Below are 21,769 nucleotides of genomic sequence, written 5' to 3' on the forward strand. Positions count from 1 at the left end.
TATGTTGTGAACGGTGAGTTAATCTGGGTTCTCTGTCTTCTGGCGGTGGCGGTCATTCTGTTCGCCACGGGTAAAATTCGCATGGATGCGGTGGCGCTGCTGGTGATCGTGGCGTTTATTCTGAGCGGGACGTTAACGACGGAAGAAGCCTTTTCCGGCTTCAGCGATCCGAACGTTATCCTGATAGCGGCCCTGTTTATTATTGGCGACGGGCTGGTGCGTACCGGCGTGGCGACCAGTATGGGGGCATGGCTAATCAAAGTCGCTGGCAACAGCGAAATCAAAATGCTCGTCTATCTGATGCTCACCGTCGCCTGTCTGGGCGCATTCATGAGCTCAACGGGCGTGGTCGCCATTTTTATTCCGGTGGTGCTCAGCGTCGCCACCCGGATGCAAACCTCTCCCTCACGGCTAATGATGCCGCTAAGTTTTGCCGGGCTGATTAGCGGCATGATGACGCTGGTGGCCACGCCGCCAAATATGGTAATCAACAGCGAATTGCTGCGTGCAGGCATGGACGGGTTCGGGTTCTTCAGCGTTACGCCAATTGGCGTGGTAGTACTGGTGCTGGGCGTGATTTACATGCTGCTGATGCGTTTTATGCTGAACGGCGAAAAGCAGGAACCATTGCGGGAGGGCGGTAAACGCTCATCATTTCGCGACTTAATTAAAGCTTATCATCTGACGGGACGGGCGCGGCGGCTGGCGATACGTCCTGGTTCACCGATGATCGGGCAGCGGCTGGACGATCTTAAACTGCGCGAGCGTTACGGTGCCAACGTGATTGGTGTGGAGCGCTGGCGACGTTTCCGGCGGGTCATTGTTAATGTTAACGGGGTTTCTGAGTTTCGTGCCCGTGACGTCCTGCTGATTGATATGTCGGCGGCAGACGTCGATTTACGTCAGTTCTGCGGCGAGCAAATGCTGGAACCGATGATCTTGCGCGGGGAGTATTTCTCCGAGCAGGCGCTGGATGTCGGCATGGCGGAAATTTCGCTGATCCCCGATTCTGAGCGGGTAGGCAAGACGGTACGGGAGATGGCCTTTCGCACTCGCTATGGGCTGAATATCGTCGGCCTGAAGCGCGACGGCGTCGCGATGGAAGGGGCAGTGGTTGATGAACCTTTGCAGGTTGGCGACATTATGCTGGTGGTGGGAAACTGGCGGCAGATAAGCCAGCTGGCACAAACCGGGCGCGATTTTGTGGTGCATAACATGCCTATAGAGGAGAGCGACGCGTCTCCCGCACACAGCCAGGCCCCCCACGCGGTGTTTTGTTTAATGCTGATGGTGGCCCTGATGCTGACCGACGAAATCCCCAACCCGGTGGCGGCGATTATCGCCTGCCTGCTGATGGCGAAGTTTCGCTGTATTGATGCCGCCAGCGCCTACAAAGCGATTCACTGGCCGAGCGTGATTCTGATCATCGGCATGATGCCTTTTGCGCTGGCGCTGCAAAAAACCGGCGGTATCGATCTGGTGGTGAAAGGATTGATGGAACTTGGTGGCAGCAGGGGACCCTATTTTATGCTGATCTGCCTGTTTGTCATGTGTGCGGTGATCGGATTGTTTATTTCGAACACCGCCACCGCCGTGCTGATGGCCCCCATCGCGCTGGCCGCGGCCAAATCGATGGGCGTTTCGCCGTATCCTTTTGCCATGATGGTGGCAATGGCCGCTTCAGCCGCCTTTATGACCCCGGTTTCTTCTCCGGTCAACACGCTGGTGCTGGGGCCGGGGAAATACAGCTTCAGCGATTTTGTTAAAATCGGCGTGCCGTTCACCGTGCTGGTGATGGTGGTTTGCGTGGTGCTTATCCCGGTGCTGTTTCCGTTCTGACGCAGAGCGGCTGGGGCATTGTGCGGTTTTGCCGGGTGGCGGCTTCGCCTTACCCGGCCTTAAACTGACTTAATTTGCAGGCGTAAGTCTGAGTAATATACCGTAGGCCGGGTAAGCGCAGCGCCACCCGGCATCGTGTGCACCGGGCTGATGTGGCGACCGGGTAAACACAACGTTCCCACAATGCCTGCGGTGGGCGATACCGCTGTTACAGCGGTGAATCCTGGCTAATCTCATCCAGCGACAAATGAAAGCTCGGCACAAACACCTGCATAAAGTAATCCATCTCCTCGCTGCGGCGAGCTTCCAGCGTTTTTTCCAGCCGGCCTTTCGCCAGCAAAAATTCGTTATTACCCGCCGATAGCTCTTCGAGGCATTTTAAATACGCGCACAGCGCATCGGCCTGCTTGACGATGGACCGCTCCTCCTCGCTGTACTGATGCTCATCAATCAGCGGGGCAAAAATATCGCGCAGCTCCTCTGGCACCATATCCACCAGTTTTTGCTGGGCGATCTTTTCAATCGCTTTATACTCCTGGGCAATTTGCGAGTTGAAGTACTTCACTGGCGTCGGTAAATCGCCGGTCAGCACCTCGGACGCATCGTGGTACATCGCCAGCAGCGCAATGCGCTCGGGGTTCAGCGTGCCGTTAAACTTGCGGTTTTTGATCGCCGCCAGCGCGTGAGAAACCATCGCAACCTGTAAACTATGCTCAGAGACGTTCTCGGTGCGCACATTGCGCATCAGCGGCCAGCGGTTGATTAACTTAAGGCGAGAGAGGTGGGCAAAGAAATGACTCTGGCTCATGGTGACCCTTTTGAACAACAACAGTAAAGGGCATTGTGCGCTGAGATAGCCGCCGGATGCAAACCCCGGCGGCCAAAGAAGGCGAAATTAAAGCTGATGATAGCCGGAAAGGAAACGGCTAAATTTGGCGAGCGACATTTCCAGTTCGTCCACGCGCGGCAGCGTCACGATGCGGAAGTGATCCGGCCACGGCCAGTTAAAGGCGGAGCCCTGAACCAGCAGCACTTTTTCCTGTAGCAGGAAGTCGAGCACCATGCGCTGATCGTCATGAATATTAAAGCGTTTGGCATCGATTTTCGGGAACATATACAGCGCGCCTTTCGGCTTAACGCAGGAGACGCCGGGAATATCGTTAATCAGTTCCCAGGCCCGGTTGCGCTGCTCGTAAAGCCGTCCGCCTGGCAGAATGAATTCACTGATGCTTTGATAGCCGCCGAGCGCCGTCTGGATGGCATGCTGCGCCGGAACGTTGGCGCACAGACGCATGGAGGCCAGCATCTCCAGACCTTCGATATAGCCTTTCGCGTGTTTCTTCGGTCCGTTCAACACCATCCAGCCCTGACGGAAACCCGCCACGCGGTAGGTTTTCGACAGCCCGTTAAAGGTAATAGTCAGCAGATCGGGAGCCAGCGGGGCGATAGAGTGATGCTCGGCATCGTCGTAGAGGATCTTGTCGTAAATTTCATCAGCAAAGATAATCAGATTATGCTGACGCGCCAGCTCGACGATCTCCAGCAGCAGCTCTTTTGAATACACCGCGCCGGTTGGGTTATTCGGGTTGATAATCACAATTCCGCGGGTGCGCGGGGTGATTTTGGCGCGAATGTCGTCGAGGTCCGGGAACCAGTCGGAGGATTCGTCGCAAATATAGTGCACCGCTTTACCGCTGGAGAGCGCGACAGCCGCCGTCCACAGCGGGTAATCCGGAGCCGGAACCAGCATCTCATCGCCGCTATTGAGCAGCGCCTGCATAGACTGCACAATCAGTTCAGACACGCCGTTGCCGATGTAAATATCCTCAACGGTGACGTCGCGCATCCCGCGCGCCTGATAGTGCTGCATAATGGCTTTACGTGCGGAATACAGCCCTTTTGAATCGCAGTAGCCCTGCGCAGTCGGCAGGTTGCGGATCACGTCCACCAGAATTTCATCTGGCGCTTCAAAGCCAAAAGGGGCCGGATTACCAATGTTAAGTTTCAGAACTTTATTACCCTCTTCCTCAAGACGTTTTGCCTCTTTCAGAACCGGGCCACGAATGTCATAACAGACGTTATCTAATTTGCTGGATTTTTCGATGGGGGACATGAACCTTGACCTTTTAGCGATGAGTACCACTCCCTGCCGTGGAAGCGTTGCCGAATAATGTACTCCCCATAGGGCGTTTTTTGAAGGGTCTGTAGATGAAGATTTTGCCAAATAGCAGTTTTCACCCCGCGCATTCTTGCTGCTTTACATCACATAAACGCTATTAACCTTTAATCTAATAGCAAAGGAGGCGATTTATGGCTGGCGTTCCGCTTACAGAACTCTATTTTATGCTGAAAATGTGCGGCTAAATGGACTCATAGGCCGTCTGCGGCGAGCGCATATCTTCTATACTGCCGGGAGGCGTCATTTATTTATCTAATCAATATATCTCTATTAAATGAAACCTTTTTTGTGAATTTGGTGTTAAATATTGTTAATGAAATATTCGGTGGATAATTAAAGGTTCTTTATTATTTATGATTCAGCTTGCCCAAATGTTAATTGAATAAAAACGAATTGATATCCTGAAAAAGATCTTTGTAAGATTATTCGTAGATACACTTATAACAGAAGAATTTTTCGGTTAAGATACCCGGATGAATAGTCTGAGGGCGTGTCAGTCGCGGCCATGACCTTCATGTGAAAATGCTTTATTACGTTGTTATTGCTTATGTTTCGTTTGCATTATAGTAAGGAATATCGTGCGAAGCGGTCACAAACCGTATTGCACTGGAGTTTGAAGGCAACAAGTATTTATGGCTGACGTTATCTATAAATGCTCTGCGTGAATATTCTTTCTTACTATTGCATTTCAAAATATAGCCAGGGAGCCTGCTGAGTGTTAGCAGGTATGTATTTGCAATAACGCTCGTTCAGATCCTCTGTGCAGGACAATCCTGCCGGGTGGGTATAAATGGAATTGCCTGACTCTTTGAGCACAGCATCAATCCAGGCAGGTCAGTTGCGAGCAGCCTGTAAGTGGAAAAATATGATTAACGCAAATCGTCCGATAATTAATCTCGACCTCGATCTGCTGAGAACCTTTGTGGCGGTCGCCGATTGCAACACCTTTGCTGCGGCGGCTGTCGCGGTTTGTCGAACTCAGTCTGCCGTCAGTCAGCAGATGCAGCGGCTTGAACAGTTAGTAGAAAAAGAGCTTTTTGTTCGTCATGGTCGTAATAAGCTGCTCACCGAACAGGGGATCCAGCTTTTAGGTTACGCACGCAAAATCCTGCGTTTTAATGATGAAGCGTGTTCCTCGCTGGTATTCAACGATTTACATGGAGAGTTGACTATCGGGGCATCCAGTGAATCTGCTGATATCCTGTTGCCGTTTTTGCTCAACCGTATTAGCTCAGCCTGGCCGCGGCTGACGCTGGATATTCGTATAAAGCACAACTCGACCCTCGTTGAAATGATGGAAGGCCAGGAGGTCGACCTGATGTTGACGACCGAGCGCCCGACGCAGTTTGCCTGTCAGATGTTACGGACCTCTCCGACGCTGTGGTACTGCGCGGCGGAATTTATGCTACAGAAATCGGAGCCGATCCCGCTGGTCATCCTTGATGAACCGAGCCCGTTCCGGGAAATGGCCATCCGCACGCTGGATGAGGCGCAAATTCCATGGCGGCTAGCCTATGTCGCCTCCACGCTGTCTGCGGTCAGGAGCGCGGTAAAAGCCGGGCTGGGCGTGACGGCGCGGCCGGTTGAAATGATGGGGCCGGAGCTGCGGGTATTGGGCCGTGCCGATGGGTTACCGCCATTACCGGATACGGATTATCAGCTGTGCTATAACCCATACAGCACCAACGAGCTGGCGCACGCTATCTTCAGAACATTGTATGATGCTCAGCGTCCCTTGCTTTCTCCGCTGCCTACCTATGAAGGGGGAGAGAAAAACCTCGTCATTGAAGGGGATATCGACTAACAATTTCTCCTTTATCCCGTAACAAATTGTAAATGTAAAAATAAACCGCAGACGACAGAAAACGTCTCTGTGGTTTGTTTTTTGAACAATTCACCTCGCGCAACGACGATGTTTTTACCTGGTGTTCCCGGTAGCAGGCGTTTAAGTCGTTGTTTAAACATTATTGTTTAATAACCCTGTTTCTCTTCAGCCTATTGGCTAATGTTAAAAAATAATGCAAATTTGTTGCTTTTTTAGTGGTGGATTAACAAAAGCGTGTCACAGATCAAGAAAATACTCCTCATTAGGGGGAGGCATTACGGCAAAATCCTGTCAAAATAGGAGGGTAATACATTTCTCTGCGCTGACGGACACGATTCAACAGCCCTGAATCCTGACAATGAACCCGGTTTCTTTGAGGGGAAAAGGCACGTAATGTTAATGAAACGTGTTTGATGTGAATTAATGTGAAGAAACTTTTGTTAAAGTTGACAAAAGGTTATAGAAAGGAGTAAAAAACCACATCATTTAGCGGTTTTAATATTTACGCAGTAAATGTATGGTTTTTTATTCCTCCCCATGAACAGATGTGGCGCTCACCTGCCGTTAAGAGCAGGGGTTTTAGTGCTACCTTTTGAGCTAAGCAATGCGTATGTCAACATCCACTGAAGTCATCGCTCATCACTGGGCATTCGCTGTATTTCTCGTCGTTGCCATCGGCCTGTGCTGCTTAATGCTGGTTGGCGGCTGGTATCTTGGCGGTCGCGCCCGCGCCAGGCACAAAAATACTCCCTTTGAATCGGGTATTGATTCGGTCGGCACCGCCCGACTGCGCCTGTCCGCCAAGTTCTATCTGGTCGCGATGTTCTTCGTTATCTTTGACGTAGAAGCCCTTTATCTCTTTGCATGGTCGACCTCAATCCGCGAAAGCGGCTGGGTAGGTTTTGCAGAAGCTGCAATTTTTATTTTAGTGCTGCTGGCTGGCCTGGTTTACCTCGTTCGTGTGCGTGCGCTGGACTGGACGCCTGTACGTTCGCGCCGTGAACTGATGAACCCGGAAACAGACCGCACTAATCGTTAACGCCAGAAGCGAGGCAATAAGATGGATTATACGCTCACCCGCATAGATCCTAACGGTGAGAACGACCGTTACCCCCTGCAAAAACAGGAGATTGTTACCGATCCCCTCGAGCAGGAAGTTAACAAAAGCGTGTATATGGGCAAGCTTGAGCATGCCCTGCATGACATGGTGAACTGGGGCCGTAAAAACTCAATCTGGCCTTACAACTTCGGCCTGTCCTGCTGCTACGTAGAAATGGTGACGTCATTCACTGCGGTGCATGACGTTGCGCGTTTTGGTGCAGAAGTTCTGCGCGCCTCGCCGCGTCAGGCGGATCTCATGGTGGTGGCGGGAACCTGCTTTACCAAGATGGCCCCGGTCATTCAACGTCTGTACGATCAGATGCTGGAGCCGAAATGGGTCATTTCCATGGGAGCCTGTGCCAACTCTGGCGGCATGTACGATATCTATTCGGTAGTGCAGGGCGTCGATAAATTTATCCCGGTGGATGTCTATATCCCCGGCTGCCCGCCGCGTCCGGAAGCTTATATGCAGGCACTGATGCTGTTGCAGGAGTCGATTGGCAAAGAGCGCCGTCCGCTGTCATGGGTGGTCGGCGATCAGGGCGTGTACCGCGCCAACATGCAGTCGGAACGCGAGCGTAAACGCGGCGAACGTATTGCAGTGACCAATCTGCGGACGCCTGACGAGATTTAATTTGCGCCTGTCGGCAGAGGACTACATCTTCGCATAGTAAAACAAATAGCGCGAAGCTCTGCCGGACAGTCACCACGGACCATTTGCAATGGTGAACATTATGACCGATTTAACCGCGCAAGACGCTGCATGGCAGACCCGGGACCATCTCGATGACCCGGTCATTGGCGAACTGCGCAACCGTTTTGGGCCGGATGCCTTTACCGTTCAGGCGACCCGCACCGGGGTTCCCGTTGTTTGGGTTAAGCGTGAGCAGTTACTGGAAGTGGGCGATTTCTTAAAGAGACTGCCAAAACCTTACGTCATGCTGTTTGACTTACACGGCATGGACGAACGTCTTCGCACGCACCGTGACGGGTTACCCGCCGCGGATTTTTCCGTTTTCTACCACCTGATTTCCATTGAACGCAATCGCGATATCATGCTCAAGGTGGCATTGTCCGAAAATGACCTGCGCGTGCCGACGTTCACCAAACTTTTCCCTAACGCCAACTGGTATGAGCGTGAAACCTGGGAAATGTTCGGTATCGATATCGAAGGCCACCCGCACCTGACGCGCATTATGATGCCGCAGACCTGGACCGGTCACCCGCTGCGTAAAGACTATCCGGCGCGCGCCACCGAATTCGATCCGTTTGAGCTGACCAAAGCCAAACAGGATCTGGAGATGGAAGCGCTGACCTTCAAGCCGGAAGACTGGGGGATGAAACGTGGTACTGAGAATGAGGACTTCATGTTCCTCAACCTCGGCCCGAACCACCCGTCCGCGCACGGTGCTTTCCGTATTATCCTTCAGCTGGACGGCGAAGAGATTGTCGACTGCGTGCCTGACATCGGCTACCACCACCGTGGCGCTGAGAAGATGGGCGAGCGTCAGTCCTGGCACAGCTACATTCCGTATACCGACCGTATCGAGTACCTCGGCGGCTGCGTTAACGAAATGCCATACGTGCTGGCCGTTGAGAAACTGGCGGGCATTAAGGTGCCGGAACGCGTTGACGTGATCCGCGTGATGCTCTCTGAGCTGTTCCGCATTAACAGCCACCTGCTCTATATCTCGACCTTTATTCAGGACGTCGGCGCAATGACGCCGGTGTTCTTTGCCTTTACCGACCGTCAGAAAATCTACGATCTGGTGGAAGCGATTACCGGTTTCCGTATGCACCCGGCATGGTTCCGCATCGGCGGCGTGGCGCACGACCTGCCGCGCGGATGGGATCGCCTGCTGCGTGAATTCCTCGACTGGATGCCGAAACGTCTGGCGTCCTATGAGAAAGCCGCGCTGCGCAACAGTATTCTGAAAGGCCGTGCTCAGGGCGTGGCCGCTTACGGTGCCAAAGAGGCGCTGGAGTGGGGCACAACCGGCGCGGGCCTGCGTGCGACCGGCATTGACTTCGACATTCGTAAGGCGCGTCCTTACTCTGGTTATGAAAACTTCGACTTTGAAATTCCGCTCGGTGGTGGTGTCTCCGACTGCTATACCCGCGTGATGCTGAAAGTGGAAGAGCTGCGCCAGAGCCTGCGCATTCTTGAGCAGTGCCTCAATAACATGCCGGAAGGCCCGTTCAAAGCGGATCACCCGCTGACCACGCCGCCGCCGAAAGAGCGCACGCTACAGCATATCGAAACCCTGATCACTCACTTCCTGCAAGTATCGTGGGGGCCAGTCATGCCCGCCAACGAATCCTTCCAGATGATCGAGGCGACCAAGGGGATCAACAGCTACTACCTGACCAGCGACGGCAGCACCATGAGCTACCGCACCCGCGTGCGCACGCCAAGCTTTGCGCACCTACAGCAGATCCCATCGGCGATCCGCGGCAGCCTGGTGTCGGATCTGATCGTTTATCTGGGCAGTATCGACTTTGTTATGTCAGACGTGGACCGCTAATTATGCACGAAAATCAACAACCACAGACCGAGGCTTTTGAGCTGAGTGCGGCAGAACGTGAAGCAATCGAACACGAATTGTATCACTATGAAGATCCGCGTGCAGCGTCCATTGAAGCGCTGAAAATCGTTCAGAAGCAGCGTGGATGGGTGCCGGATGGCGCGATCTACGCCATTGCTGAAGTCTTACAAATTCCGGCCAGCGACGTGGAAGGCGTGGCGACGTTTTACAGCCAGATCTTCCGTCAGCCGGTGGGCCGTCATGTGATCCGCTACTGCGACAGCGTGGTTTGCCATATCACTGGCTATCAGGGCATTCAGGCTGCGATTGAGAAAAAACTCAATATCAAGCCGGGCCAGACCACCTTTGACGGGCGTTTCACTCTCCTGCCGACCTGCTGTCTGGGCAACTGCGACAAAGGGCCGACCATGATGATTGATGAGGACACTCACAGCCATCTGACGCCGGAGGCGATCCCCGATCTGCTGGAGCAGTATAAATGAAGAACATTATACGCACTCCCGAAACGCACCCGCTAACCTGGCGTCTGCGCGACGACAAGCAGCCGGTATGGCTGGACGAATATCAGAGCAAAAACGGCTATGAAGGCGCGCGTAAAGCGCTCTCCGGCATGGCCCCCGACGATATCGTCAACGCGGTAAAAGACTCCGGCCTGAAAGGGCGTGGCGGCGCGGGTTTCTCCACCGGCCTGAAGTGGAGCCTGATGCCGAAAGACGAATCCATGAACATCCGTTACCTGCTGTGTAACGCCGATGAAATGGAGCCGGGCACCTATAAAGACCGCCTGCTGATGGAGCAGCTGCCGCACCTGCTGGTGGAAGGCATGCTGATCTCCGCGTTCGCGCTGAAAGCGTACCGCGGCTACATCTTCCTGCGCGGCGAATATATCGAAGCGGCGGAAAATCTGCGCCGCGCGATTGCTGAAGCCACCGAAGCGGGTTTGCTGGGCAAAAATATTCTCGGCACCGGTTTTGACTTCGAACTGTTCGTGCATACCGGGGCAGGGCGCTATATCTGCGGCGAAGAGACCGCGCTGATTAACTCCCTGGAAGGCCGTCGCGCCAACCCGCGTTCCAAGCCGCCGTTCCCGGCGAGCAGCGGCGTGTGGGGTAAACCGACCTGCGTGAATAACGTTGAAACCCTGTGCAACGTACCGGCCATTCTCGCCAACGGCGTGGAGTGGTATCAGGGCATTTCAACCAGCAAAGACGCGGGCACCAAGCTGATGGGCTTCTCCGGCCGGGTGAAAAATCCGGGCGTCTGGGAGCTGCCGTTTGGCACCACCGCGCGCGAAATCCTCGAAGAATATGCGGGTGGCATGCGCGACGGGCTGAAATTCAAAGCCTGGCAGCCGGGCGGCGCGGGAACCGACTTCCTGACCGAAGCGCATCTGGATCTGCCGATGGAGTTCGAAAGCATCGGCAAAGCGGGCAGCCGTCTGGGTACGGCGCTGGCAATGGCGGTTGACCATGAAATTGGCATGGTGCCGCTGGTACGCAACCTGGAAGAGTTCTTCGCCCGCGAGTCCTGCGGCTGGTGTACGCCGTGCCGCGACGGTCTGCCGTGGAGCGTAAAAATTCTGCGCGCCCTTGAGCGCGGCGAAGGCCAGCCGGGGGATATCGAGACACTTGAGCAACTGTGTCGTTTCCTCGGGCCGGGTAAAACCTTCTGTGCACATGCGCCGGGCGCGGTCGAACCGCTGCAAAGCGCGATTAAATATTTCCGCGACGAATTCGAAGCAGGCATCAAGCAGACCTTCAGCAATACCCACGTGATTGGTGGTATTCAGCCGAACCTGTTGAAAGCGCGCTGGTGAGTCCCACAAACTCATTCAGGTTGCATCAAGGCGGCAACTGAGTGAATCCTCGGGAGAAGTGACCGGGGTGAAGGAAGGCAGCCAACGCAGAGGCGGCCTGAATGAGGAAGTGGTAACGATTTTTAATTTGGAAGCATGCTAATGGCTACGATTCATGTAGACGGCAAAGAATATGAGGTCAATGGTGCGGACAACCTGCTACAGGCTTGTCTGTCTCACGGCCTCGATATTCCGTACTTTTGCTGGCACCCGGCGCTGGGCAGCGTCGGGGCTTGCCGCCAGTGTGCGGTGAAGCAATATCAAAACGCGGAAGACACGCGTGGCCGCCTGGTCATGTCCTGTATGACGCCGGCCTCGGACGGAACGTTTATCTCCATCGATGATGAAGAAGCGAAACAGTTCCGCGAAAGCGTGGTGGAGTGGTTAATGACTAACCACCCGCACGACTGTCCGGTGTGCGAAGAGGGCGGTAACTGCCACCTTCAGGATATGACCGTAATGACGGGCCACAGCTTCCGTCGTTATCGTTTTACCAAGCGTACCCACCGCAATCAGGATCTGGGGCCGTTCATCTCCCACGAAATGAACCGCTGCATCGCCTGCTACCGCTGCGTGCGTTACTACAAAGATTATGCCGACGGTCAGGATCTGGGCGTTTATGGCGCACACGACAACGTCTACTTCGGTCGCCCGGAAGACGGTACGCTGGAAAGCGAATTCTCCGGCAACCTGGTCGAAATCTGCCCGACCGGCGTATTCACCGATAAAACCCACTCCGAACGCTACAACCGTAAGTGGGATATGCAGTTTGCGCCAAGCATCTGCCAGCAGTGCTCGCTGGGCTGCAACACCAGTCCGGGTGAGCGTTACGGCGAACTGCGTCGCATCGAAAACCGTTATAACGGCACCGTGAACCACTACTTCCTCTGCGACCGTGGCCGTTTTGGCTACGGTTACGTGAACCTGAAAGACCGTCCGCGTCAGCCGGTTCAGCGCCGTGGTGCGGATCTCATCACCCTCAACGCCGAACAGGCGATGCAGGGCGCGGCGGATATTCTGCGCCAGTCGAAAAAAGTGATTGGTATCGGCTCCCCACGCGCCAGCGTTGAAAGTAACTTTGCGCTGCGTGAACTGGTAGGGGCAGAAAACTTCTACACCGGCATTGCGCGCGGCGAACAGGAGCGCCTTGAGCTGGTCCTGAAAGTGCTGCGCGAAGGCGGCATCCGTACCCCGGCGCTGCGTGAAATCGAATCTTACGATGCGGTGCTGATTCTGGGTGAAGACATCACCCAGACTGGCGCACGCGTCTCGCTGGCCGTACGCCAGGCAGTGAAAGGTAAAGCGCGCGAAATGGCAGCGGCGCAGAAAGTCGCCGACTGGCAGATTGCCGCCATCCTGAACATCGGCCAGCGTGCGAAGCATCCGCTGTTTGTGACTAACGTCGATAACACCCGTCTGGACGACATCGCCGCATGGACCTACCGTGCCCCGGTGGAAGATCAGGCGCGCTTTGGCTTTGCAATTGCCAACGCGCTGGACAGCAACTCTCCGGCGGTAGAAGGTATCGATCGCGATCTGCAAAACAAGATTGACGTCGTGGTACAGGCCCTCGCGGGTGCGAAGAAGCCGCTGATTATCTCCGGGACTAACTCGGGCAGCGCGGATGTGATCCAGGCGGCGGCCAACGTGGCGAAAGCACTCCAGGGTCGTGGCGCGGACGTAGGCATCACCATGATTGCGCGCGCGGTTAACAGCATGGGCCTCGGCATGATTGGCGGTGGCTCGCTGGACGACGCGCTGGACGAACTGGAATCCGGCGCGGCAGACGCGGTGGTAGTACTGGAAAACGATCTGCATCGTCACGCCAGCGCCGCTCGCGTGGACGCTGCGCTTGCCAAAGCGCCGCTGGTGATGGTGATTGACCATCAGCGCACCGCCATTATGGATTATGCGCATCTGGTTCTGCCTGCGGCGAGCTTCGCCGAAAGCGACGGCACGGTCATCAACAACGAAGGCCGCGCGCAGCGCTTCTTCCAGGTTTACGATCCGGCCTATTACGACAACAGCACTATCATGCTGGAAAGCTGGCGCTGGCTGCATTCGCTGCACAGCACGGTAGAAAACCGCGAAGTGGACTGGACGCAGCTTGACCATGTGATTGATGCGACCATCGCGGCGATGCCGCAACTGGCAGGCATTAAAGATGCTGCGCCGGATGCCGCGTTCCGTATTCGCGGGCAGAAACTGGCGCGTGAACCGCATCGCTACAGTGGCCGTACGGCGATGCGCGCCAATATCAGCGTGCATGAACCGCGTCAGCCGCAGGATAAAGACACTATGTTCGCCTTCTCGATGGAAGGGAACAACCAGCCATCCGCGCCGCGCTCGCAAATTCCTTTTGCCTGGGCACCGGGCTGGAACTCGCCACAGGCGTGGAATAAATTCCAGGCCGAAGTGGGCGGCCATCTGCGTCACGGCGATCCGGGCGTACGTCTGATCGAAGCCTCCGAAACGGGGCTGGATTTCTTTGCCAGCGTGCCGGAAAGTTTCCAGGCGGAAGAAGGGAAATGGCGTATCGCGCCTTACTACCATCTGTTCGGCAGCGACGAAATGTCGCAGCGTTCGCCGGTGTTCCAGCAGCGTATGCCGCAGCCTTATATTCGCCTGAATCCGGCGGATGCTGCCAAACTTGGCGTTAACGCCGGGGCCAACGTCTCCTTCAGTTATGAAGGCCAGACGGTCAGCCTGCCGGTGGTGATTGCCGAAGGATTGACGGCAGGGCAGTTGGGCTTACCGATGGGGATGCCGGGTATCGCCCCGGTACTGGCGGGCGCGCGTCTTGAGGATCTGCGGGAGGCACAAGCATGAGCTGGTTAACACCGGAAGTTATTGACGTTCTGTTAAGCATCCTGAAAGCGGTTGTGATCCTGCTGGTCGTTGTGACCTGCGGCGCGTTCATGAGCTTCGGCGAACGTCGTCTGCTCGGTCTGTTCCAGAACCGTTACGGACCGAACCGCGTCGGCTGGGGCGGTTCGCTTCAGCTGGTCGCGGACATGATCAAGATGTTCTTTAAAGAGGACTGGATCCCGAAATTCTCGGACCGCGTCATCTTTACCCTGGCACCGATGATCGCCTTCACCTCGCTGCTGCTGGCCTTCGCCATTGTGCCAGTCAGCCCGAGCTGGGTGGTGGCCGACCTGAACATCGGGATTTTGTTCTTCCTGATGATGGCGGGTCTGGCGGTCTATGCGGTGCTGTTCGCCGGCTGGTCCAGTAATAACAAATACTCGCTGCTCGGTGCGATGCGTGCCTCCGCACAAACCCTGAGCTATGAAGTATTTCTGGGATTGTCCGTGATGGGCGTGGTGGCGCAGGCCGGTTCATTCAATATGACCGACATCGTTAATAACCAGGCCGACATCTGGAACGTGATCCCGCAGTTCTTTGGTTTTGTGACCTTTGCCATCGCGGGTGTGGCGGTCTGTCACCGCCATCCGTTTGACCAGCCGGAAGCCGAGCAGGAACTGGCCGACGGTTACCACATTGAATATTCCGGTATGAAATTCGGTCTGTTCTTTGTGGGGGAATACATCGGTATCGTTACTGTATCGGCGATGATTGTCACCCTGTTCTTCGGGGGCTGGCAGGGCCCGTTCTTACCGCCATTCATCTGGTTCGCCATCAAAACGGCGTTCTTTATGATGATGTTTATTTTGATCCGCGCATCATTACCGCGTCCGCGTTATGACCAGGTAATGTCCTTCGGCTGGAAAATTTGCCTGCCGCTGACGCTGATCAACTTGCTGGTAACGGCGGCTGTCATTCTCTGGCAGGCGCAATAAGGGGCTTATAGACCATGACCTTAAAAGAATTAGTAGTGGGCTTCGGCACCCAGGTTCGTAGTATCTGGATGATCGGCCTGCACGCCTTCGCCAAACGCGAAACGCGCATGTATCCGGAAGAGCCGGTTTACCTGCCGCCGCGCTACCGTGGCCGTATCGTGCTGACGCGCGATCCGGACGGGGCCGAGCGCTGCGTTGCCTGTAACCTGTGTGCGGTAGCCTGTCCGGTAGGCTGTATCTCGCTGCAAAAAGCCGAGACCAAAGATGGCCGCTGGTATCCGGAGTTTTTCCGCATCAACTTCTCACGCTGCATTTTTTGCGGACTGTGCGAAGAGGCCTGTCCGACCACGGCGATCCAGCTGACGCCGGACTTTGAGCTGGGCGAGTACAAGCGTCAGGATCTGGTATTCGAAAAAGAGGATCTGCTGATCTCCGGTCCGGGCAAATACCCGGAATATAACTTCTACCGGATGGCAGGTATGGCAATCGACGGCAAAGATAAGGGCGAAGCGGAAAACGAAGCCAAGCCTATCGACGTCAAAGGCCTGTTACCGTAAGGAGAGGGGCAATGGAGTTCGCTTTTTATATCTGTGGCCTGGTTGCCATCCTGACGACGCTTAGGGTCGTTACGCATACCAATCCGATCCATGCGCTGCTGTATCTGATTGTGTCCCTGCTGGCGATTGCGGGGGTTTTCTTTTCCCTCGGCGCGTATTTTGCCGGGGCGCTGGAGATCATCGTCTACGCCGGGGCCATCATGGTGCTGTTTGTTTTCGTGGTGATGATGCTCAACCTGGGCGGTTCTGAGATCGAGCAGGAGCGCCAGTGGCTGAAGCCGCAAATTTGGGCAGGCCCGGCTGTGTTATCCGCGGTACTGCTGGTGGTGATGATTTATGCCATTCTGCACGTTAACGATCAGGGTATCGACGGCGCGGCCATCAGCGCGAAAGCGGTCGGTATTACGCTGTTTGGCCCTTACGTTCTGGCGGTTGAACTGGCTTCTATGCTGCTGCTGGCGGGTCTGGTGGTGGCTTTCCACGTCGGGCGCGAAGATCGCGCGGGCGAGGTGCTGAGCAACCGTCCGAATGACAGCGCGAAAAGAAAAACGGAGGAGCACGCATGATCCCCTTACAACACGGGCTGATCCTTGCAGCCATTCTGTTTGTGCTGGGTTTAACCGGGCTGGTCATCCGCCGCAATCTGCTGTTTATGCTGATTGGGCTGGAGATCATGATTAATGCTTCCGCGCTGGCCTTTGTGGTGGCGGGAAGCTACTGGGGCCAGACCGATGGTCAGGTGATGTACATTCTTGCCATCAGCCTTGCGGCTGCCGAGGCGAGTATTGGCCTGGCGCTGTTGCTACAGCTCCATCGTCGCCGCCAGAATCTGAACATCGATTCAGTAAGTGAGTTGCGTGGATGAACATGCTTGCCTTAACCATTATTCTGCCATTGATTGGCTTCCTTCTGCTGGCGTTCTCACGCGGACGCTGGTCTGAGAATCTCTCGGCCACGGTCGGCGTGGGGTCCATCGGCCTCGCGGCGCTGGTTACCGCGTTTGTCGGCATGGATTTCCTGAATGGCGATCGTACGCCGTTCAGCCAGCCGCTGTGGACCTGGATGTCGGTCGGCGATTTCAATATCGGTTTTAACCTCGTGCTGGACGGCCTGTCGCTGACCATGCTCTCGGTGGTGACCGGCGTCGGCTTCCTCATTCATATGTTCGCTTCCTGGTACATGCGCGGTGAAGAGGGCTACTCCCGCTTCTTCGCCTACACCAACCTGTTTATCGCCAGCATGGTCATTCTGGTGCTGTCCGATAACCTGCTGCTGATGTATCTCGGCTGGGAAGGCGTGGGCCTGTGCTCCTATCTGCTGATCGGTTTCTACTATACCGATCCGAAGAACGGCGCGGCAGCGATGAAAGCGTTCGTGGTGACGCGCGTTGGTGACGTGTTCCTCGCCTTCGCGCTGTTCATTCTCTATAACGAACTGGGCACGCTGAACTTTCGCGAGATGGTCGAGCTGGCACCGCAGCACTTCGCCAACGGTAGCACCACGTTGCAGTGGGCGACGCTGATGCTGTTGGGCGGCGCGGTCGGTAAATCGGCACAGCTGCCGTTGCAGACCTGGCTTGCTGACGCGATGGCCGGTCCGACGCCGGTCTCTGCGCTGATCCACGCCGCGACGATGGTCACTGCGGGTGTGTACCTGATTGCGCGTACTCACGGCCTGTTCCTGATGACGCCGGAAATCCTGCATCTGGTTGGCATCGTGGGCGCGGTGACGCTGGTAATGGCCGGTTTTGCCGCGCTGGTGCAGACCGACATCAAGCGCGTGCTCGCCTACTCCACCATGAGCCAGATTGGCTACATGTTCCTGGCGCTGGGCGTTCAGGCGTGGGATGCGGCGATTTTCCACCTGATGACTCACGCCTTCTTTAAAGCGCTGCTGTTCCTGGCGTCTGGCTCGGTGATCCTCGCCTGCCACCACGAGCAGAACATCTTTAAAATGGGCGGCCTGCGCAAGTCGATTCCGCTGGTCTACCTGAGCTTCCTGATTGGTGGCGCGGCGCTGTCGGCGCTGCCGCTAATTACCGCAGGCTTCTTCAGTAAGGATGAGATCCTCGCAGGCGCGATGGCCAATGGTCATTTCAACCTGATGATTGCCGGTCTGGTCGGGGCGTTTATGACCTCGCTCTATACCTTCCGCATGATTTTCATTGTTTTCCACGGCAAAGAGCAGATTCACGCTCACGCAGGGAAGGGGATCACGCACCATCTGCCGCTGATCGTGCTGATGCTGCTGTCCACTTTCCTCGGCGCGCTGATTGTGCCGCCGTTGCAGAATGTACTGCCGCATACCACTGAGATGGAGCACGGTCGGGTACTGACGCTGGAGATCACCTCAGGCGTTGTGGCGATTGCCGGTATTCTGATTGCTGCCTGGCTGTGGCTGGGTAAACGCACGCTGGTGACCTCAATTGCGAACAGCGCGCCGGGCCGCTTCTTCGGCACCTGGTGGTTCCATGCCTGGGGATTTGACTGGCTGTACGACAAAGTGTTCGTTAAGCCGTTCCTGGGCATCGCCTGGCTTATCCGTCGCGATCCGCTTAATGCGCTGATGAATATCCCGGCTATCCTTTCCCGCTTTGCAGGTAAAGGACTGCTGTTCAGCGAGAACGGTTATCTGCGCTGGTACGTGGCGTCGATGAGCATTGGCGCGGTGGTAGTGCTCGGCCTGTTGATGGTATTGCGTTGAGTTGAGACTTTGGGATGGTCGGGCTGGGACCCGACCTGCATAGAGTAGGCCCGGTAAGCGCAGCGCCACCGGGCATCAAGTCCCACAGTCCCACGTGAGTTTTGTGAGAATTCGTTGAAATCAGGTCTCTCAGGAGACTTAAACAAGGAACAAAGATCGCCATGCTATTACCCTGGCTAATACTAATTCCCTTTATCGGCGGCTTCCTGTGCTGGCAGACCGAACGCTTCGGCGTGAAGGTGCCACGCTGGATCGCGCTGATCACCATGGGATTGACGTTTTTGCTCTCCCTGCAACTCTGGTTGCAGGGCGGCTATTCTCTGACGCAATCCGCCGGTTTACCGCAGTGGCAGTCAGAATTTTTGCTGCCGTGGATCCCGCGTTTTGGTATCTCCATTCATCTGGCGCTGGATGGCCTGTCGCTGCTGATGGTGACGCTGACCGGTCTGCTTGGCGTACTGGCGGTGCTCTGCTCATGGCGTGAGATCGAAAAATATCAGGGCTTCTTCCATCTGAACCTGATGTGGATCCTCGGCGGCGTTATCGGCGTGTTCCTCGCCATCGACATGTTCCTGTTCTTCTTCTTCTGGGAGATGATGCTGGTGCCGATGTACTTCCTGATTGCGCTGTGGGGCCATAAAGCCTCCGACGGGAAGACGCGTATCTCCGCGGCCACCAAATTCTTCATCTATACCCAGGCCAGCGGTCTGGTGATGCTGATTGCCATTCTGGCGCTGGTCTTCGTGCACTATAGCGCGACCGGCGTCTGGACCTTCGACTACGAAGCGCTGCTGAAAACGCCGATGTCACACGGGGTGGAATACCTGTTGATGCTGGGCTTCTTCATCGCCTTTGCGGTGAAAATGCCGGTGGTGCCGCTGCACGGCTGGCTGCCGGACGCCCACTCCCAGGCCCCGACCGCCGGTTCTGTCGACCTTGCAGGTATCCTGCTGAAAACGGCGGCCTACGGTTTGCTGCGTTTCTCTCTGCCGCTGTTCCCGAACGCCTCGGCTGAGTTTGCGCCGATTGCCATGTGGCTTGGTGTGATCGGCATTTTCTACGGCGCGTGGATGGCCTTTGCCCAGACCGATATCAAACGTCTGATTGCTTACACCTCCGTATCGCACATGGGCTTCGTGCTGATTGCGATTTACACCGGCAGCCAGCTGGCATATCAGGGTGCAGTGATCCAGATGATCGCCCACGGCCTCTCTGCCGCCGGGATGTTCATCATCTGTGGTCAGCTTTACGAGCGTCTGCATACCCGTGACATGCGCATGATGGGCGGATTGTGGAGCAAAATTAAATGGCTGCCGGCCATGTCGCTGTTCTTCGCGGTGGCGACGCTTGGGATGCCGGGCACCGGTAACTTCGTTGGCGAATTTATGATCCTGTTCGGCAGCTACAAGGTGGTTCCGGTCATTACGGTGATTTCAACCTTCGGTCTGGTGTTCGCCTCCGTATACTCGCTGGCCATGCTGCACCGCGCCTATTTCGGTAAAGCGAAAAGCGAAATCGCCGCGCAAGAACTGCCGGGAATGTCGCTGCGCGAGCTGTCTATCATTCTGCTACTGGTTGTGCTGCTGGTACTGCTGGGCTTCTGGCCTCAGCCGATTCTGGATACCTCGCATTCTGCGATGAGCAACATCCAGCAGTGGTTTGTTAATTCCGTTTCTACTACAAGGCCGTAAATCGCCATGACAATAACTCCACAACACCTGATTGCGCTGCTACCGCTGCTAATCGTCGGTCTGACGGTGGTGGTCGTGATGCTCAGCATTGCGTGGCGACGCAATCATTTTCTCAATGCCACGCTGTCGGTCATTGGGCTTAATGTCGCGTTAGTTTCGCTCTGGTTTGTTGGCCAGGCGGGCGCAATGGACGTCACGCCGCTGATGCGCGTCGATGGATATGCAATGCTTTATACCGGGCTGGTCCTGCTGGCGAGCCTCGCCACCTGTACCTTTGCCTACCCGTGGCTGGAAGGCTATAACGACAATCAGGAAGAGTTCTACCTGCTGGTGCTGATTGCCGCGCTGGGCGGCATCCTGCTGGCAAACGCCAACCACCTGGCGTCGCTGTTCCTTGGTATTGAGCTGATCTCGCTGCCGCTGTTTGGCCTGGTGGGTTACGCCTTCCGTCAGAAACGCTCGCTGGAAGCCAGCATCAAATACACCATCCTCTCTGCCGCAGCCTCGTCTTTCCTGCTGTTCGGTATGGCGCTGGTGTACGCGCAGTCCGGCAACCTGTCGTTCCTCGCCATCGGTAAGAGCCTCGGCGACGGCATGCTGCACGAGCCGCTGCTGCTGGCAGGTCTCGGTCTGATGATCGTCGGTCTCGGCTTTAAACTGTCGCTGGTGCCGTTCCACCTGTGGACGCCGGACGTTTACCAGGGCGCGCCTGCGCCGGTTTCCACCTTCCTGGCGACGGCAAGCAAAATCGCTATCTTCGGCGTGGTAATGCGTCTGTTCCTCTACGCGCCGGTAGGCCATAGTGAAGCGGTACGCGTGGTGCTGGGTGTTATCGCCTTTGCCTCCATCATCTTCGGTAACCTGATGGCGCTGAGCCAGACCAATATCAAACGTCTGCTCGGTTACTCCTCCATTTCCCACCTCGGCTATCTGCTGGTGGCGCTGATTGCCCTGCAAAGCGGCGAGATGTCGATGGAAGCGGTAGGCGTTTATCTGGCCGGTTACCTGTTCAGCAGCCTCGGCGCGTTCGGCGTGGTCAGCCTGATGTCCAGCCCGTACCGTGGCCCGGATGCCGATTCCCTGTTCTCCTATCGCGGTCTGTTCTGGCACCGTCCGATTCTGGCTGCGGTCATGACGGTGATGATGCTGTCGCTGGCAGGTATCCCGATGACGCTCGGCTTTATCGGTAAGTTCTACGTGCTGGCCGTCGGTGTACAGGCGCACCTGTGGTGGCTGGTTGGCGCGGTGGTTGTCGGTTCCGCGATTGGTCTTTACTACTACCTGCGCGTGGCAGTAAGCCTGTACCTGAGTGCGCCGGAGAAACTGAACCGCGATGCGCCGTCGAACTGGCAGTACAGCGCGGGCGGTATCGTGGTGCTGATCTCCGCGCTGCTGGTGCTGATCCTCGGCGTCTGGCCGCAGCCGCTGATTAGTATCGTGCAGCGGGCGCTGCCGCTGATGTAAGCGCGATGCAGAAGTAAAAAAACCGCCGAAATAGGCGGTTTTTTTATGGTCGATAACAAACCTGCCTGGCTATTGTATGCGCCGTTTTGCCGGGTGGCGGCTTCGCCTTACCCGGCCTGCGAAAATGATGAATACCAACAGGTTATTCGTGATCTGTAGGCCTGCGCAAGCGCAGCGCCGTCAGGCATAATTCCACAGTATATGGA

General features: G+C 55.8%; 17 protein-coding genes. 15 read left to right on the plus strand and 2 right to left on the minus strand.

Going from position 1 to position 21,769, the window contains the following annotated elements; translation table 11 throughout:
• The first annotated feature begins 6 nt into the window (after positions 1 to 6).
• Positions 7 to 1,839, plus strand: a complete 1,833-nt coding sequence (locus INT84_RS07560) for an SLC13 family permease (RefSeq protein WP_194206307.1) — start codon at positions 7 to 9, stop codon at positions 1,837 to 1,839.
• A gap of 208 nt (positions 1,840 to 2,047) precedes the next feature.
• Here the strand turns inward: INT84_RS07560 and yfbR are convergent, their stop codons facing one another.
• Both yfbR and alaA read right to left on the minus strand, forming a co-directional pair.
• Positions 2,048 to 2,647, minus strand: a complete 600-nt coding sequence (yfbR, locus tag INT84_RS07565; RefSeq protein WP_194206308.1) for a 5'-deoxynucleotidase — start codon at positions 2,645 to 2,647, stop codon at positions 2,048 to 2,050.
• 87 nt (positions 2,648 to 2,734) lie between these two features.
• Entirely contained in the window at positions 2,735 to 3,952 is a 1,218-nt protein-coding gene (gene alaA, locus INT84_RS07570) for an alanine transaminase AlaA (protein ID WP_176920343.1), read from the minus strand.
• Between the two features lie 931 nt (positions 3,953 to 4,883).
• Here alaA and INT84_RS07575 point away from each other — a divergent pair.
• The 14 genes from INT84_RS07575 (at position 4,884) to nuoN (ending at position 21,563) form a co-directional block, all read left to right on the plus strand.
• Complete coding sequence (locus tag INT84_RS07575) at positions 4,884 to 5,822, plus strand: LysR family transcriptional regulator (RefSeq protein WP_194206309.1); 939 nt, start codon at positions 4,884 to 4,886, stop codon at positions 5,820 to 5,822.
• Positions 5,823 to 6,447: 625 nt separating this feature from the next.
• Complete coding sequence (gene nuoA, locus INT84_RS07580; protein ID WP_103674371.1) at positions 6,448 to 6,882, plus strand: NADH-quinone oxidoreductase subunit NuoA; 435 nt, start codon at positions 6,448 to 6,450, stop codon at positions 6,880 to 6,882.
• A 21-nt stretch (positions 6,883 to 6,903) separates the two neighbouring features.
• Positions 6,904 to 7,578 (plus strand): NADH-quinone oxidoreductase subunit NuoB, encoded by a 675-nt coding sequence (nuoB, locus tag INT84_RS07585; RefSeq protein WP_002913178.1) that lies wholly within the window; start codon positions 6,904 to 6,906, stop codon positions 7,576 to 7,578.
• An 88-nt stretch (positions 7,579 to 7,666) separates the two neighbouring features.
• Positions 7,667 to 9,469 (plus strand): NADH-quinone oxidoreductase subunit C/D, encoded by a 1,803-nt coding sequence (gene nuoC, locus INT84_RS07590; protein ID WP_176920345.1) that lies wholly within the window; start codon positions 7,667 to 7,669, stop codon positions 9,467 to 9,469.
• A 2-nt stretch (positions 9,470 to 9,471) separates the two neighbouring features.
• A complete protein-coding gene (nuoE, locus tag INT84_RS07595; protein WP_194206310.1) occupies positions 9,472 to 9,972 on the plus strand; it encodes an NADH-quinone oxidoreductase subunit NuoE in 501 nt (166 codons plus the stop codon).
• On the plus strand, positions 9,969 to 11,306 hold the full coding sequence (gene nuoF / locus INT84_RS07600; RefSeq protein WP_176920346.1) for an NADH-quinone oxidoreductase subunit NuoF: 1,338 nt from the start codon (positions 9,969 to 9,971) through the stop codon (positions 11,304 to 11,306). The genes nuoE and nuoF overlap by 4 nt, the downstream gene beginning before the upstream one ends.
• Before the next feature lie 141 nt (positions 11,307 to 11,447).
• A complete protein-coding gene (nuoG, locus tag INT84_RS07605) occupies positions 11,448 to 14,174 on the plus strand; it encodes an NADH-quinone oxidoreductase subunit NuoG (protein WP_194206311.1) in 2,727 nt (908 codons plus the stop codon).
• Positions 14,171 to 15,148, plus strand: a complete 978-nt coding sequence (gene nuoH / locus INT84_RS07610) for an NADH-quinone oxidoreductase subunit NuoH (protein WP_176920348.1) — start codon at positions 14,171 to 14,173, stop codon at positions 15,146 to 15,148. The genes nuoG and nuoH overlap by 4 nt, the downstream gene beginning before the upstream one ends.
• A gap of 14 nt (positions 15,149 to 15,162) precedes the next feature.
• Positions 15,163 to 15,705, plus strand: a complete 543-nt coding sequence (gene nuoI, locus INT84_RS07615; RefSeq protein WP_194206312.1) for an NADH-quinone oxidoreductase subunit NuoI — start codon at positions 15,163 to 15,165, stop codon at positions 15,703 to 15,705.
• An 11-nt stretch (positions 15,706 to 15,716) separates the two neighbouring features.
• Positions 15,717 to 16,271, plus strand: coding sequence for an NADH-quinone oxidoreductase subunit J (gene nuoJ / locus INT84_RS07620; protein WP_176920349.1), 555 nt, complete (start codon positions 15,717 to 15,719; stop codon positions 16,269 to 16,271).
• A complete protein-coding gene (gene nuoK / locus INT84_RS07625; RefSeq protein ID WP_049841347.1) occupies positions 16,268 to 16,570 on the plus strand; it encodes an NADH-quinone oxidoreductase subunit NuoK in 303 nt (100 codons plus the stop codon). The genes nuoJ and nuoK overlap by 4 nt, the downstream gene beginning before the upstream one ends.
• Positions 16,567 to 18,408 carry an NADH-quinone oxidoreductase subunit L gene (gene nuoL, locus INT84_RS07630; protein WP_194206313.1) on the plus strand — a complete coding sequence of 614 codons (1,842 nt, stop codon included), beginning with the start codon at positions 16,567 to 16,569 and terminating at the stop codon, positions 18,406 to 18,408. The genes nuoK and nuoL overlap by 4 nt, the downstream gene beginning before the upstream one ends.
• A gap of 161 nt (positions 18,409 to 18,569) precedes the next feature.
• On the plus strand, positions 18,570 to 20,099 hold the full coding sequence (nuoM, locus tag INT84_RS07635) for an NADH-quinone oxidoreductase subunit M (protein ID WP_176920351.1): 1,530 nt from the start codon (positions 18,570 to 18,572) through the stop codon (positions 20,097 to 20,099).
• 6 nt (positions 20,100 to 20,105) lie between these two features.
• Positions 20,106 to 21,563: an NADH-quinone oxidoreductase subunit NuoN gene (gene nuoN, locus INT84_RS07640; protein ID WP_194206314.1), complete on the plus strand. Its 1,458-nt coding sequence runs from the start codon at positions 20,106 to 20,108 to the stop codon at positions 21,561 to 21,563.
• The last annotated feature ends 206 nt before the right edge of the window (positions 21,564 to 21,769 follow it).

The sequence above is a fragment of the Superficieibacter sp. 1612_C1 genome, assembly GCF_015234305.1.
Lineage (GTDB): Bacteria > Pseudomonadota > Gammaproteobacteria > Enterobacterales > Enterobacteriaceae > Superficieibacter.